This is a genomic window from Microcystis sp. M169S2, from assembly GCF_020245865.1.
GTDB lineage: Bacteria > Cyanobacteriota > Cyanobacteriia > Cyanobacteriales > Microcystaceae > Microcystis > Microcystis ichthyoblabe_A.
Genome location: NZ_JADBUB010000063.1, coordinates 1 through 14,796, shown reverse-complemented (window position 1 = coordinate 14,796; position 14,796 = coordinate 1). Strand labels below are relative to the sequence as shown.

The 14,796-nt window shown below is 41.8% G+C and carries 13 protein-coding genes; 10 read left to right on the top strand and 3 right to left on the bottom strand.

Going from position 1 to position 14,796, the window contains the following annotated elements; translation table 11 throughout:
- Positions 1-99 precede the first annotated feature (99 nt).
- The 8 genes from IM485_RS06630 (at position 100) to gyrB (ending at position 11,805) form a co-directional block, all read left to right on the top strand.
- Positions 100-1,242, top strand: coding sequence for a sigma factor-like helix-turn-helix DNA-binding protein (locus IM485_RS06630; protein WP_287742075.1), 1,143 nt, complete (start codon positions 100-102; stop codon positions 1,240-1,242).
- A 22-nt stretch (positions 1,243-1,264) separates the two neighbouring features.
- Positions 1,265-2,629 carry a DUF1822 family protein gene (locus IM485_RS06625; RefSeq protein ID WP_287742073.1) on the top strand — a complete coding sequence of 455 codons (1,365 nt, stop codon included), beginning with the start codon at positions 1,265-1,267 and terminating at the stop codon, positions 2,627-2,629.
- 32 nt (positions 2,630-2,661) lie between these two features.
- A complete protein-coding gene (locus IM485_RS06620) occupies positions 2,662-5,271 on the top strand; it encodes an ABC transporter substrate-binding protein (protein ID WP_287742071.1) in 2,610 nt (869 codons plus the stop codon).
- A 107-nt stretch (positions 5,272-5,378) separates the two neighbouring features.
- A complete protein-coding gene (locus tag IM485_RS06615; RefSeq protein ID WP_287742069.1) occupies positions 5,379-6,098 on the top strand; it encodes a PspA/IM30 family protein in 720 nt (239 codons plus the stop codon).
- Positions 6,099-6,109: 11 nt separating this feature from the next.
- Positions 6,110-7,459 (top strand): ABC transporter substrate-binding protein, encoded by a 1,350-nt coding sequence (locus tag IM485_RS06610; RefSeq protein ID WP_287742066.1) that lies wholly within the window; start codon positions 6,110-6,112, stop codon positions 7,457-7,459.
- Between the two features lie 153 nt (positions 7,460-7,612).
- Complete coding sequence (locus IM485_RS06605) at positions 7,613-8,323, top strand: response regulator transcription factor (RefSeq protein ID WP_104396397.1); 711 nt, start codon at positions 7,613-7,615, stop codon at positions 8,321-8,323.
- A gap of 17 nt (positions 8,324-8,340) precedes the next feature.
- A complete protein-coding gene (locus tag IM485_RS06600) occupies positions 8,341-8,520 on the top strand; it encodes a hypothetical protein (protein WP_104396396.1) in 180 nt (59 codons plus the stop codon).
- A 57-nt stretch (positions 8,521-8,577) separates the two neighbouring features.
- Positions 8,578-11,805 (top strand): DNA topoisomerase (ATP-hydrolyzing) subunit B, encoded by a 3,228-nt coding sequence (gyrB, locus tag IM485_RS06595; RefSeq protein WP_287742063.1) that lies wholly within the window; start codon positions 8,578-8,580, stop codon positions 11,803-11,805.
- Between the two features lie 78 nt (positions 11,806-11,883).
- On the opposite strand, the gene IM485_RS06590 is transcribed toward gyrB, so the two are convergent.
- The 3 genes from IM485_RS06590 to IM485_RS06580 form a co-directional block, all read right to left on the bottom strand.
- The gene (locus tag IM485_RS06590; protein ID WP_071839392.1) at positions 11,884-12,081 is read right to left on the bottom strand and encodes a hypothetical protein; all 198 of its coding nucleotides are present in this window, start codon (positions 12,079-12,081) and stop codon (positions 11,884-11,886) included.
- Positions 12,002-12,307: a BrnT family toxin gene (locus tag IM485_RS06585; protein WP_287742059.1), complete on the bottom strand. Its 306-nt coding sequence runs from the start codon at positions 12,305-12,307 to the stop codon at positions 12,002-12,004. Before IM485_RS06585 ends, IM485_RS06590 begins: the two co-directional genes overlap by 80 nt.
- A gap of 139 nt (positions 12,308-12,446) precedes the next feature.
- The gene (locus IM485_RS06580; RefSeq protein ID WP_024969909.1) at positions 12,447-12,983 is read right to left on the bottom strand and encodes a deoxycytidylate deaminase; all 537 of its coding nucleotides are present in this window, start codon (positions 12,981-12,983) and stop codon (positions 12,447-12,449) included.
- A gap of 519 nt (positions 12,984-13,502) precedes the next feature.
- On the opposite strand from IM485_RS06580, the gene IM485_RS06575 reads away from it, so the two are divergent.
- Both IM485_RS06575 and IM485_RS06570 read left to right on the top strand, forming a co-directional pair.
- On the top strand, positions 13,503-14,231 hold the full coding sequence (locus IM485_RS06575) for an energy-coupling factor ABC transporter permease (RefSeq protein ID WP_287742057.1): 729 nt from the start codon (positions 13,503-13,505) through the stop codon (positions 14,229-14,231).
- Positions 14,232-14,259: 28 nt separating this feature from the next.
- Positions 14,260-14,583, top strand: a complete 324-nt coding sequence (locus tag IM485_RS06570) for a PDGLE domain-containing protein (protein WP_002737314.1) — start codon at positions 14,260-14,262, stop codon at positions 14,581-14,583.
- Positions 14,584-14,796 lie beyond the last annotated feature (213 nt).

The following is a 14,796-nucleotide window of genomic DNA, read 5'->3' as shown; positions in this document are numbered from 1 at the left end:
GCGCTTGGCAAGGGAATCGCTCAATTTCTTTGCTACTCTTGCATAAAATCCTCGGTTTTTACCTAATCAGATAGCAGATACCTGTAGCCGGTGATAGAGATGAGCGTTAGGTACTTTTATACTACTATTAAAGCGATTGAAGGCGATCGAGTTTTCTGGTACGAAGTGCCACAATTAAGAAGATCAATCGATGCGATCGCTGGAAGCGTGGCAAATGACGAAGCGGTGTATCTTGATCTGTGGCAATGGTTACAGAATGATCCTAATAACCAATTAGTCAAGTCTCATTGGATGGTTTTTTTACAATATCGCTCCTGTATAGTAACGCAAAGGGTCTATCAAAATGTTGGCCATCGGATCGATGCCGATTATGACACCCTATTCTACTATTTGCTGAATTTGCTTGCCACGGCAATTATTAATAATCCTAGCAATTTTTACGGTAACTTTCAGGATAAAAAGACCAAACCCAGATTTTTTCGCTTAATCTTAGAAAAATGGACAGATAAAAAATTAAGAAATACTCTCTATAATTTCCTGCGAGGAGAGTATAAAACTATTGGCAGGACTAATCTCGGTATAGTCAGTCTTTTTAGTGCGAACAAAATTCAAAAAGTTTTACGAGCATCGGGTATCTTTACCGAGAATCATCTGCTAATATTTAACTGTTTTCGAGAGGTAAAAAAAGCTTCTCTTAGATCATTGGATAACTGGCAAGAGGAGGATTGGCAACAGGTAATTGATCGCTTGCGGCAGTTACAACCGCAAGTTATTCTCACCGTGGGGGAAGTGCAAGCAAAACTCAATCAAATAGGGGAGATAATGCGTAATCGCATCGATCCTCCTTACTCTAAATTTGAGCCGACTAATTATGACCATGATAGCAATTATTTTTGGAAAAATCTCCCCAGCAAGAGGACAAGTCAAGACTTACTACAACAGCAAGAAATCCAGGAAGATATTAAGAAGTTATTAATCACTCAAGAGGAGGAAGTTAAACAGATTGTATATTGTTACTATCATGAAAAGATGACGCAAGCACAGATCGCTAATCAATTGGGAGTTCATTCATCTACTATTAGTCGAGAAATAACCCAATTATGTAAAAAAATTTATCAGCTACTCTGTGCAAGGGAAGGCAAAGATTGTCCTAAGTTGTTAAATGAGATTAAATTAGAATCTCGGCAAAAACAAGAGATCGATGCTTATCTAGAATATTTTTGTCAGTCCTACTTAACTTAAATCTAATCTGTTAGGAAATACCATGAAAGTCAACCTCGATATTTTGCAACAAATTAACCCGAAATCCCTTTGGCTAACTTTTTCGGAAACAGAGATTAAACAAGCTCGATCGATTCTCGGTCAATACTCTAATCAAACCGCCAAAAATCAGGCTTTGATTAATTACTTAGTCCAAATATGCTTAAGCAATTGGCTGAAAGATAATCTTGATTCTTCTCTTCAAATAATACCTAAAAACCATCAGTATCTTTGGGAGTTTATTAACGGTTTTACTTGGCAAATTCAAGATAAAAAAGTTACTGCTATTCCCAGCAAATCGATTGACATTGAGGGATTGACAATAGAGCAAGAATGGGTTGATATTCCCGATTTAGCGGCTGATTTTTATCTAGCGGTGCAGGTGGATTTAGCAGAAAAATTCCTCAATATCTGGGGTTTTATATCCAGAAAAGATGTTAAAAATCTCGCAGAATACGATCCAATTTACCATCAATATTATTTGGACAGTGAGCAAATTATTGATGATTTAGATATTCTTTGGCAGAGTTGTTTAGAGGGAGAAAGTGAAAAAGGAAAACTGGAATCTCTAGCAACCTTATCGCCAGCAACAGCAGAAAATTTAATTAAAAAGTTAGGTCAAGTTTCACCCTATTCTCCGAGATTAGATGTTAGTTTTCAGCAGTGGTTAGCTTTATTAAATAATCAACAATGGCGAGAAAAACTTTATCAGCAGCGTTTAGAGGTAATCCCCACTAAACTTAGTCAATGGTTGCAGGGAATTATTAGCGAGAAATGGCAGGAAATCCTCAGCACTATCGACAGTTATCGTCCAATTAATCTAGGGTTTTTGTTGGCTGCTGAAAAAATCAGCAGCCGAGAATCTCCGGCAGATATTCAGCGAGAAATTAGACAACTGTATGCTAGTCAAAAAGAGGTGAAATTTTCGGAACATTTAACCCCAGAGGAAGCTTTAGCAAAACTACAACATCAAACCCAAGATGAAACTATTCGCTGGCAAGCGGCCGAATATCTCTGGAATATCGATCCTCATTATCCCAATGCTGCTATCCGTAAAATGCTCGATGTGGGTAGTCAATTAATGGGTTATAAAATCGCTTTAATGGTGGGAGTTTTATCGACCAGTGACCAGAGAATTGCTGTCTTAATTCGTGCCTATGCCATGGACAATTTTGCCAAGCTACCCCCCGGTTTATCTTTGCAAATTAGCGATGAAATAGGCCAATTAATCCCCAGTTTAGAAGCAAAAGCAAGGGAGAAACCCTTAGATAGCTATCTGCAACTTTATTTTCTAGCTGATGCCGACGATCGCTTTAATGTTAACCTAAGTTTAGGGAACAGTAGCATTACCGAGCAGTTTAGTATTTAATAGAGATAGCAGAAAATGTCAAGGATAAAGACATGAGCAGAGTTGTGATTCTGAAAATTGGGGAGGGAAATTTTGCAACGGGATTTTCCGTCACTCTAGAAATTCGTGACAATCATCTCTTGATAGCACCTTTTGCTGAGGGTAGATTAGTCCCTAACCTTGACATTGCTGACGCTTTGCAAAATTATCGTCGAGCTTATTATCATTGGGTAAAAAGTCAACCCAGTTTAGGAATTACCGTTCCTCATAGTATGATCACCAATGCAGCGGTAGGTGATCCTAGAGACAACCTGAGACAAGCTACTCAAACTTTAAAAGATAGCCTAAATGAATGGCTAAACTCTAGTTATCTGAGTTCGATACAAAATCATATTTTGTTCCATATAGGTACTGAGTCAGAAGTAAGATTTTTTATCCAAACTACCCACTTTGATTTACAACAAATTCCCTGGGAGTGTTGGAATTTTTTACACGAATGGTGTCCCGATGTGGAAATTGCTCTTACCATCCAGAGAAATCCTCCGATAATTAACCTTACTCCGCCGATTAAGGTTTTAGTAATTTTGGGTAATATTGACATAAAAAACGAGCATAATTCCCTGTGTTTATCCAGTTTGCAAACGGTCTTACGAAACCCAGATAAGGTTTCTATGCAAATATTGAGTACCAGTTCAGAAGTTCCTATTTCAACGAAAAATATTCACAATGAGTTGATCAAAAATCAATGGGATATTGTAGTTTATTTAGGTCATAGTCAAACCAGTAGCGACGGTCACGATGGAGTTTTTATCATTGATAATAATACGGCTTTATCTCCCGAACATAACTTAAGAAATTCCCTAGAAGTAGCTGTTAAAAAAGGCTTAAAACTTGTTATCTGTAATTCCTGCGATGGGTTAGGTATTGGTCGTCAGTTGGCTAATATCGGAGTACCACATATTATTGTTATGAAAGAACCCATCGCTGTGCGGGTTGCTTTGAGATTTCTAGAAGTTTTTCTTCCCAATTTTCTCGGACATAAATCCCTACAAGAATCCTTAACAATCGCTCGGCAAGAATTAAAATTACACGAATTTGAGGTGGATGCTGCTAGTTCTTCTTTACTGCCTCGTTTGATAGAAAATCCTGAAGAACCACCATTAATTTTACCTTTACCTCCTGAAAATATAGGAGACGGTCCCCAAGAAGATTATGGTCAAAGTTGGCCTGTACGTCTATTGCGTCACTGGAAACAAGCTCTGTTATTTATTTTAAGTATTCTGGTAACTTTATCAGTTTTATATTGGGGAGGAGTATTTTCCGATGATGCCAGTAAATACCCAGAAATTAGCTTAGGTGAAGAAATATTATTAAAGACAAACCGACAAGATAACATTATTGAACGGGGAAGACAAGCTTTTAAAAATAAAGAATATAAACAAGCAATTCAGCTTTTTAAAAAATCCCTTGATCGCTTGCCCAATAATCCAGAGATTCGCATCTATTATAATAACGCTCGTGCGGTCTATCAAGACAGAAATCCCTTAAAAATTGCCACCAGTGTTCCTCTTGGTAATAATCCAGAAATTGCTCAGGAAATTTTACGAGGTATTGCTTTATTGCAACAGGAGTTAAACGATGAACAGGCCAAAAACCCCGAGTTTCACTTTCTACAGGTAGTGGTAGCTAATGATAATAATAGCGCCGCAGATGCCAAAGATCGAGCCGAAAAATTTGTTAAAGATCCGTCAATCATAGCAGTGGTTGGTCATAATGCTTCTGCTGCTAGTGAAGCGGCCAAAGATATCTATGTACAAGGGAAAATTGTGGCCCTATCTCCCACCAGCTTTTCCCTGAAAATATCTGGTAATGGCTATATATATAAAATGGTTCCCGATCTGGAAACTTTTGCCACAAGCTTAAGTGAATATATCCGCGAACAAACTGACAAGCTAATTATCCAAAACCCCACTAATTTAATTTGTTACGATAGTCGCTCTGGGGATAATTATAACTTTGCTCAAAAATATAGAAACATTCTTCTCGGTCAGCAGTTTCAAACATTCGTTAAAGATGAAGATTTTGACTGCAATATCGAACCAAAAATTAATTTAGATGAACAGGAAATTTATCAAAAAATCGCTCAATATCAAGTAAATATTCTCATGGTTGCTCCCTATATTAACGATCTGAAAAGAGCCGTCAGTATCTTTAAGCAACGTCCCGCACAACAGTTAAACTTAGTAATTTTGGGTTCCCCCTCTTTTCAAAGTTATCTCACCCTTGCAGAAGGTGAACAGGGGGTAGAAAATTTAGTTATCACCGTGCCTTGGTATGATCTCACACGAGATAATTATATCCACAGTTTTTGGCAAAATAAGATCAATGTTTGGCGCACTCCCATGGCCTACGATGCGACCAAAGTTATCCTCAACGCTTTGCGACAGTTATCCCAACAAGGACAAAAATTCGATCGAAAATTGTTAAATCAAGTTTTAAGAAACGATTTTTCTATTGAAGGAATGACTGGCACTGTTAGATTCGATGAGAATGGTGTCCGCAACATGAACAATAATCCTGATGATCGCCGCTACTTGATTCTACAGGTCAAAAATGGTCAATTTGTCCCCCTCGCTCCCATTAAATCTGCCGGTCCAGTCTAAACCTTCCTATCCTTGTCAAGACTTTTTACAAAACTTAACCTTATCCACTGCATTAAAGTTGGCCATCACTCCTAATTAACAGGTAACACCTCTAGGAGACAAACGGCATGAAATTGTTAAAAAAATTAACCCCAAAGGCCTTGATTTTTTGGCTGATCGGTGATAGGGCAGGAAATTCTCTCCTGGCGATCTGGAATTGGTTGTGGGGTATTCCCATCGAATCCGGCGGCAAAATTGCCGTAGAATCGGCCAAAGAATCCCTAGAATCGATGCAAAAATCCCTAGCGGAATTGACAGAATCGGTGGCGAAAGTAGTAGCAGCCCAGCAATCAGCCCAAGCACAATACGAGGCGAAAAAACAGGAACACACAAACTACTTGCAACAGGCTGTCACCGCTCAAAAAAAAGGTCTTCAAGAAGCAGCAAGACTAGCTATGGTTAAGGTTCTCTCCCTAGAAAAAATTCTACCCGCTATGAAAGATCGGGTCGATAATGCCGAAAAAGTGGTCATTGCTGCTAAGGAAAAACTTCGCCAAGAGCAGGAAAAAATCGAACATTATAAATTAGAAATGAGCAACTTAAAAGCGATTAGTTCCATGAATGAGGCTTTAGGTAAAATAAACGAATTTGATAGTAGTCTCAACCTCAATACCTCCCGCGATCGCTTTGAGGATGCCAATGAAGCGATTAAAGACCGTTATCGAAAAGAAAACGCCTATAGTGAATTAAGCGAGAACTATAGCGAGAAATTAGATCAAGAAATCGATTTCTTAAGTCTTGATGACGAAATTAACCGCCGTTTAGCCGAATTCAATCAGCAAAGTTAAGGAGTAAAGCGATGACAAAGACTGGCAAAAAAGCGAGCTTACCGCCAATTTTCTATATTTTACTGGGGTTGATCGGTTGGTTTCTTTTTCCCCAAATATTGGCAATATTTGCCCCAAAAGCCGATAATAATCCCCGCATCAGTTACGGCAATCATCTCCTGATCAAAACTAATTCTAACACCACCAAAGAATCAGCGATCGCTGCCATTGCTCAAGGTGATCACCAAGAAGCAGAGCAACTCCTGCAAAAATCCCTCGCTCAACATCCCAACGATCCCGAAAGCGTAATTTATCTCAGCAACCTGCAAACTGGCTCAAATCCCTTCAAAATCGCCGTTGTTGTGCCAGCGACAACTAATCCCAACGTCGCTCAGGAAATATTGCGAGGAGTCGCCAGCGCACAAACCCAGATCAATCAACAGGGAGGGATCAACGGCAGAAAACTGATGGTTATCGTGGTTAATGACGATAATCAGCCGCAGATATCGAAAGAGGTAGCTGGTGAATTAGTCAAAAATCCCGATATTATCGCTGTTGTCGGTCATAATGCCTCCGATGCCAGTTTAGCCGCCGCTCCCATCTACGAAAAAGGCGGTTTGGTGATGATTTCTCCCACCTCCCTGGCTAATAATCTCTCCGGTGCGGGAAATTATATCTTTCGTCTGGTGGCTTCTAACGGCAAAATTACGGAAAAATTAGCAAATTACATAGTAAATACTGCTAAAGTCCAGAAAATTGCTTTTTGCTACGATTCTCAAGCTCCTGATAATATTTCCTTTAAAGATGAGTTGATGGCTAATGTGGCGAAAAAAGGCGGTCAAATTGTGCCGATTGTCTGCGATCTGAGTGTACCCAATTTTAAGGCCGATCAAGCTCTTAATCAGGCGATTTCTGGGGGTGCTAACGGCCTATTTGTCGTCGCTCATGTTAATCGTCTCGATCCCGTTTTTGAGGTTATTCGCTCCAATCGTCAGCGTTTGCCTCTGTTTAGTAGTCCCACCCTCTACAATATTCGCACCCTCGAAGATGGCGGCAAAAACGTCCAAGGTTTAACCCTTGCCGCACCCTGGCACCCCTCGGTTAACCAGACTTTTGCCAATCTTATGCAGGAACAGTGGCGCGGTCCAGTTAGTTGGCGCACAGCCACCAGTTTTGACGCTACACGGGTGATTATTGCTGGTTTAAGGGAAAATACCCATCGTCAAGGCCTACAATCCCTGCTGCGCTCTGGCAATTTTCATCAAACAGGGGCCACCGGAAAAATTAGCTTTGATCCCAATACTGGCGATCGCATTGGTCAGCCGGTCTTAATTCAAGTGCGCTCGACTCCCTCCGGTGAGCAGTTTGTCCCTTTACCTTGAAAAGTCCCCAGTCCACCAAAGTTGGGAGAGTTGGCAACTCTCCCCCCAAAAAATGATCAAAAATTACGATTATTTCAATGTTCAACCCTGAGCAAGAAATGAATGGCTAATATGTTAAAATGCGCTTAGATATTTGTAAAAATTTTCCCTTGTATGGATATCGTTATTATCGAGGATGAAATTGAAATCGCCCATTTGATTCAGCAAACTTTAGAGCGGGAGTCCTTTACTTGTCATCTGGCTTATAATGGTAGGGTAGGACTAGAACTATTTTATCAAAAGCAACCAGACTTAGTTATTTTAGATTTAATGTTACCCGAATTAGACGGACTAGAATTGTGTGCTAGAATCCGCCAAAAACCGGGGACAAAAGACCCCTATATCTTAATGTTAACCGCTAGGGGAGAAGAAATTGATCGCATTATCGGTCTATCTACGGGAGCCGACGATTATATGGTCAAACCCTTTAGTCCCCGGGAATTAACCGCTCGCGTGAGAGCCTTATTAAGACGTAGTTTAAGACACGATAGTCAACCCCAACAACTCCATCGCAGCCGTCATTTTATTATCGACTTAGATCAACATTCTGCTCTTCGTAAATTGGAGGGAATGCCGGAAGAAACCCTCGATTTAACCACCTTAGAATTTAATTTATTAGCTACCTTTGTCAGTTATCCCAATCGCGTCTGGAGTCGCACCCAATTAATCGATAATCTCTGGGGGAATGATTTTTTTGGCGATGAAAGGGTAGTAGATACCCATATCCGACGCTTACGCAAAAAAGTAGAACCCGATCCTGCTAATCCTATCTTTATCAAAACTGTAGTCGGTGTCGGTTATAAATTTGAGGATGACATTGTCTAGAAACTATTGATCGGTAATTGGCAGTAAGCAAAAGGCAAAAGGCAAAAGGCAAAAGGCAAAAGGCAAAAGGCAGCTTTGTTCTCCCCACACCCCACACCCCACACCCCACACCCCACACCCCACACCCCAACCCCAATAAAAAATTCTCCCTAAAGGCATTTAAGCAGTCTTTAACCCTTATGTGCTACAATTTTTGAAGATTTTGCCATTCATTTAGGTTCAATCAGGAATCACAGCCTTTTCAGGGAAATTTTATGACAAGTAACTACGGCGCGGAACAGATACAAGTTCTCGAAGGGTTAGAACCAGTCAGGAAGCGGCCGGGGATGTATATCGGTACGACCGGGCCGCGGGGACTACATCATTTAGTCTATGAAGTGGTGGACAACTCGATCGATGAGGCCCTAGCGGGTTACTGTACTCATATCGAAGTGGATATCAAGGCCGATGGTTCCGTCAGCGTCACTGACGATGGCCGGGGTATTCCCACCGATGTTCACCCCACCACGGGTAAATCTGCCCTCGAAACCGTTCTCACTATACTTCATGCCGGCGGTAAATTTGGCAGTGGTGGTTATAAAGTGTCGGGAGGGTTACACGGAGTCGGGATTTCCGTCGTTAATGCTCTTTCTGCATGGGTCGATGTGACAGTCTGGCGCGATCATAAAGTACATACCCAACGCTACGAAAGAGGTATCCCCGTCACAGAATTGGTCAGCAGTCCCAGTCAAGAGGAAAAAACGGGAACTAGGGTTAATTTCCTGCCAGACACCGAAATTTTTAGCCAAGGCATCGAATTTGATTACAGTACCCTCTCCGGACGTTTACGAGAACTAGCCTACTTAAATGCGGGTGTTAAAATCACCTTTAGCGATTACCGTCCCGAAGAACCCCACATCGAAACCTATTGTTATGAGGGGGGTATTAAAGAATACGTCGCCTATATGTGTCGGGAAAAAGAAACCCTGCACAAAGATATTATCTATGTATCGGGGGAAAAGACGGGAATTAATATCGAAGTGGCTTTTCAGTGGTGTATAGATGCCTATAGCGACAATATTCTCGGTTTTGCTAATAACATCCGCACCATTGACGGGGGAACTCATCTAGAGGGATTAAAGGCAGTTCTGACTCGTACTTTAAATAATGTTGCTCGTAAACGCAATAAAATTAAAGAAAACGAGCCTAATCTAGCGGGGGAAAACGTCCGCGAGGGTTTAACCGCCGTTATTTCCGTAAAAGTCCCCGAACCGGAATTCGAGGGCCAAACCAAGACCAAATTGGGTAACACCGAAGTCCGGGGTATCGTCGATTCGCTGGTGGGGGAAACTCTCAACGAATACCTAGAACAAAATCCCCAAGTGGCCGACACGATTATCGAAAAAGCAGTACAAGCGTACAAAGCGGCGGAAGCAGCCCGACGGGCCCGGGACTTAGTACGACGGAAATCGGTCTTGGAATCCTCACCTTTACCGGGTAAATTGGCTGATTGTAGCGAAAGAGACCCGGAAAAGTCAGAAATTTACATCGTCGAAGGTGACAGCGCCGGTGGTTGTTTTCATGGTGATACAGAAATCGCCCTTGTCGATGGACGCAACCTCAGTTTTAAACAGCTAGTGACCGAACAAGCCCAAGGAAAGGAACATTTTTGTTATACCATTCGTGACAATGGCACGATCGGGGTTGAACGAGTTATTAATGCCCGCATCACCAAAAAAGACGCAGAAGTAATTAAAATTACTCTCGATCATGGTGAAGCGATTATTTGTACTCCTGACCATCTTTTCCTGTTAAGAGATGGTAGCTATAAACCTGCTGCGGCTTTAACTCCAGAAGATGCTTTAATGCCTTTGTATCGGAAATTGTCCGATCTTCGTGACCCCGGAATCACCATTAACGGTTATGAAATGGTCTGGAATCCCGCTTCCGATTCTTGGTTGTTCACTCATGCGATCGCTGATTGGTATAATCGTTGGCAGGGAATTTATCAACTCGAAGATGGAGAACATTGTCATCACATAGACTTCAATAAACTGAACAATAATCCCTCCAATCTTCAAAGATTATCCATTCAGGATCATTTGGAATTACATCGTTATCACATTCAGAAAACTTTACATCGTCCTGAAGTGATCGAAAAATGTCGTCAACTTCGTCAGACTGATGAATTTCGCTTGATGATGAGTCAACGAATGTTAGAACCAGAAACAAGGCAAATTTTATCAGAACAAGCCAAAGCACAATGGGAAGTAGCAGCATATAAAGCCTACATGACCGAAAAATGGCGCACTTTCTACGATACAAATGAGGAATACCGCCGACACAATGCCGAACAACTTTATCAAGCACAACAGCAATATTGGAGTAACCAGACAAATCGCCAAGCACAAGCGGATAAAGTTCGTCAATACTTTATCGACCATCCTGAACAGCGTCAAGTTTATTCTGAAACTGCCAAACAACAATGGCAAAATCAGGATTTACTATCATGGCGACGGGAGAAAACTAAAGAACAATGGACAGGGGAATTTCGTTCAAAACGTCGTGATGCTTTGAATAAAACTTACTATCAAAAAACCCTAGCGACCTTAAAACAAATTGAGATCGAACGAGGTTATATTGATTTGGAAGCTTATCAAAAATATCGGCTTCAGACGCGGGATAAATCAATATTGCGATTTGATTCTTTCTGCGATCGCTACTTTGATGGTGATAAAAATAAAGCCTTAGAAGCGGTGTCTAATTACAATCATCGAGTTGTGGCGATCGAGCGATTAGAAACAAGATTCGATGTCTATGATATCGAGGTTCCTCATACCCATAACTTTGCCCTTGCTTCCGGCGTTTTCGTCCATAACAGTGCCAAACAGGGGCGCGATCGTCGTTTTCAAGCGATTCTACCTCTGCGGGGAAAAATCCTCAATATCGAAAAAACCGATGATGCCAAAATCTACAAAAATACGGAAATTCAATCCTTGATTACGGCTCTCGGTTTAGGAATTAAAGGAGAAGATTTCGACCCCTCACAATTGCGCTATCATCGCATTGTTTTAATGACTGACGCTGATGTGGATGGCGCCCACATCCGAACTTTGTTGTTAACTTTCTTCTATCGTTATCAGAAGAATTTAATTGATCAAGGTTATGTATATATCGCCTGTCCTCCTCTCTATAAATTGGAACGCGGTAAAAATCATTCCTACTGCTATAGCGATCGAGAATTACAGCAAAAGATAGCGGAATTTCCCTCCAATGCTAACTACACAATCCAACGTTTTAAAGGGTTAGGAGAAATGATGCCCCAACAACTTTGGGATACTACTATGAATCCCGAAACTCGCACTTTAAAACGGGTGGAAATCGAAGACGCAGCCAAAGCAGAGGAATTATTTACCATTCTTATGGGCGATCGAGTTGCCCCCCGGCGAGAATTTATCGAAACCCACGGATCGCGTTTAAATCTTACGGATTTGGACATTTAAACCGTAACTTTGGGCTGTGTTAGTCTAGGCTAATACAGCCCCCGATAAAATCCCTAAATCCAGTTACTAATCGGAGGGTTAGGGATTCAAGGAACCCGGGGCGCATTCCAGAACTTCATCGAAAAAATCAGCCGGCAGCGGGGGATTATCGGGGTCTTCTAGGGCATTTTTGGCAATTTCCGCCTCGCTCATCTCTTTAACTTTCTCCCAGTTCGTTTTGCCTTTCAACTTCGCCCACTGTTCGCGGGTGACTCTGGTAATATGTTCTTCGTTCACGGTTGTTAGCCCTCCTAGCACTAATTATTCGACGAACCGAGCCACGCCATGTATAAACCACCACCAAAACGATATTATCGATTGTACCCACTAGAATCACTCGAATTTCGCCGTAATTCTGACGGGTATCCACGCGCTCAATTATTGGACCCCTAAAAATCGCTTCCAGGTCGGCGAAATCTATGCCGTGTTTTTCTATAGCGGTTCTCGCATCTGTGCGGCACACTTAAACCTTTGCTGATTAAGCTGTTCAGGATCGGGAATGTACCTCTTGTGAATCAGAAACGCTATATATTAGCCTGACGCTTATTTTCATCCCACTCGAAAAGTTGCGGGGTCGTCATTGATGTCGCCGTTGAGGATAACTACCTGAGATCGATCGAAATGGGATTTAATAAAAATAAGGCCGCATGACTAGCCATTTCTTCTGATAAATAAATCTTTTTATATTTAATAATCCCCGTTTCTAGAAAAGAATCCCTTAAAATGGCTTTTGTCCCACTATTAAAGTCCGCTTCGTAAAAAACTTCTTTAATTCCCGAAGAAATAATTAGTTTTAAACAGGAAATACAGGGTTCTAAGGTAACATAGATACTAGCTCCTTGGGTAGAAATACCGTGTTTAGCCGCTTGAGCGATCGCATTAGCTTCGGCATGAATTGCCCGAGAGGGAATTTCTCCGGATTCTCGACAGGTTCCCAAACCGGGATAACAAAAACCCTGGGCAGTACAATGAACTGTTCCTGATGGAGAACCATTGTAACCCGTGGCTAAAACCTGCCGATCTTTGACAATTACCGCACCGACGGGAAAAGCTAAACAGGTGGATCTGGTGGCGGCTAATTTAGCGATCATCAAAAAATATTCGTCCCAAGTCGGTCTTTTTTCTTCAGAGTTGATCACGGTTTTATACCAAGCTAGAAAAAGCGAAAAAGAGGGGGTTATCTCTGATAGCTTATCATTAGATGACCTCTAAACCAATTAAAGCACCAACCTGACCATCGATCACTAGGCAATAGCCACAAGCAACCCGGTCAGTAAACCGAATATCGGTGAATAATATTACTTAAAACTGATCACCTTAGTTAGTGAATACTGGTTAATAGTCACCAGCCTCTTCTAACTGATAACTGCTCACTGCTCACTGATTAATGCCTAGCATAAAAACGACAAAAAACTCGAAAGTTAATAATAATTTAAATAATTTGACTGCTTGAGAATAATTGAGATTTTGGCTGATAGCTAAACCCTGACGACCAGAAAAATAACAGAAATTCTTAAGAAGCTAAAGGGTTTAAATCCCCAGAGAGGGCATTGTAAAATGAAGCGGTTAGTTATCTACTAGAAGAGAGGACTTTTCCGTCCTAGCGACGCAATTCTATGGAAATCTTTAACCCAAATTGCCAAGGAGACTGAATTTTAATGTCTGTTAATTTTCTAGGGGTTGGTTTGTTTCACCCTCTCCTGACCCCTTATCTCGCCCTCCATATACCCGACGGCTTTTTGAGTCCATCGGTGAGTCTATTTACTTGGATAATTGCCGTTGTCCTGATTAGCTTTTCTCTCAAAAAAGTGCGCGGTCACTACGCTGAACGGGCTGTACCTTTGATGGGAGTTTGTGCCGCCTTCATTTTTGCCGCCCAGATGATTAATTTTCCCATTCCGGGGGGAACCTCCGGACATTTGTTAGGGGGGACTCTCGCGGGGGTTTTACTCGGTCCCTGGGCGGGTTCTCTGGTGATGGCGGTGGTTTTTATTGTTCAAGCTTTATTTTTTCAAGATGGCGGTTTAACAGTTTTAGGGGCAAATATCGTCAATATGGGTCTGATCGGGACTTTTGGCGGTTATTATCTCTATCTGGGGATTAGAAAAGCCCTCGGTTTTCATCGTTGGCGCAGTATGGCGATCGCTGTTGCCCTGGCCGCTTGGACAAGTGTGGTGGTGGCTGCGTTAGCTTGCGCCCTGCAATTGGCTTTATCGGGGACTGTACCGCCTTTAGTCGCCCTTTTTGCCATGTTATCTTGGCATATCCTCATCGGTATCGGGGAAGCGGTGATTACCGTTTTCGCTGTCGGTTATATCTGGCGAACCCGTCCCGATCTCCTCTACGATCCGCCCCATTCCGTTAATACTTCTGTTTCCCCTTCCTAAGCTTCCCGTCAATAAAGCAATTAAGTCGATGAATATTCGCAGAAATAGCCAATTTTTCCTGATTGGCTTGGTATTGTCCCTAATTATCGCCGTTTTTCTTTCTCCCTTTGCCAGTCCCGATCCCGACGGACTCGATCGAGTGGCGGAAGACTTACAATTTAGCCAAAAAGAAGACCCTAACGCCCTCGGTAATCAATTACCCTCCGCCCGAATTTTTGATGGTTATGCCCTCAAAGGTGTTCCCGAAGGTGTGGCCACTCCCCTCGCCGGTTTTCTGGGAACTCTTGCCACTTTCGGCATCGCTTGGGGTATCGGTAAATTAGTCATTCCAAAATCCCAAAATCAGGAATAAGTGGATAGGAGTCGAGAAGTGGGGTAGTGGGGTAGTGCGGCATTTGGCTGAAATTTCCCTAAATCCCTAAATCCCGGCTCTTCTAGGTTCTGTGTGAGCATGGTATAATAGTAACACAGAACAGGAGGTGGGTTATGTGGATAAATTTTGATCAACTCCTCGATTTACCAAATGTAACAGTGGTCAATTATCAAAAAATTGATGAGACAATTT

Bases quoted from the DNA above. Each gene is read 5' to 3' on its own strand.
- IM485_RS06625 (WP_287742073.1), top strand. From the start codon at position 1,265: ATGAAAGTCAACCTCGATATTTTGCAACAAATTAACCCGAAATCCCTT.
- IM485_RS06575 (WP_287742057.1), top strand. From the start codon at position 13,503: ATGTCTGTTAATTTTCTAGGGGTTGGTTTGTTTCACCCTCTCCTGACC.
- IM485_RS06610 (WP_287742066.1), top strand. From the start codon at position 6,110: ATGACAAAGACTGGCAAAAAAGCGAGCTTACCGCCAATTTTCTATATT.
- IM485_RS06620 (WP_287742071.1), top strand. From the start codon at position 2,662: ATGAGCAGAGTTGTGATTCTGAAAATTGGGGAGGGAAATTTTGCAACG.
- gyrB (WP_287742063.1), top strand. From the start codon at position 8,578: ATGACAAGTAACTACGGCGCGGAACAGATACAAGTTCTCGAAGGGTTA.
- IM485_RS06570 (WP_002737314.1), top strand. From the start codon at position 14,260: ATGAATATTCGCAGAAATAGCCAATTTTTCCTGATTGGCTTGGTATTG.
- IM485_RS06615 (WP_287742069.1), top strand. From the start codon at position 5,379: ATGAAATTGTTAAAAAAATTAACCCCAAAGGCCTTGATTTTTTGGCTG.
- IM485_RS06630 (WP_287742075.1), top strand. From the start codon at position 100: ATGAGCGTTAGGTACTTTTATACTACTATTAAAGCGATTGAAGGCGAT.
- IM485_RS06605 (WP_104396397.1), top strand. From the start codon at position 7,613: ATGGATATCGTTATTATCGAGGATGAAATTGAAATCGCCCATTTGATT.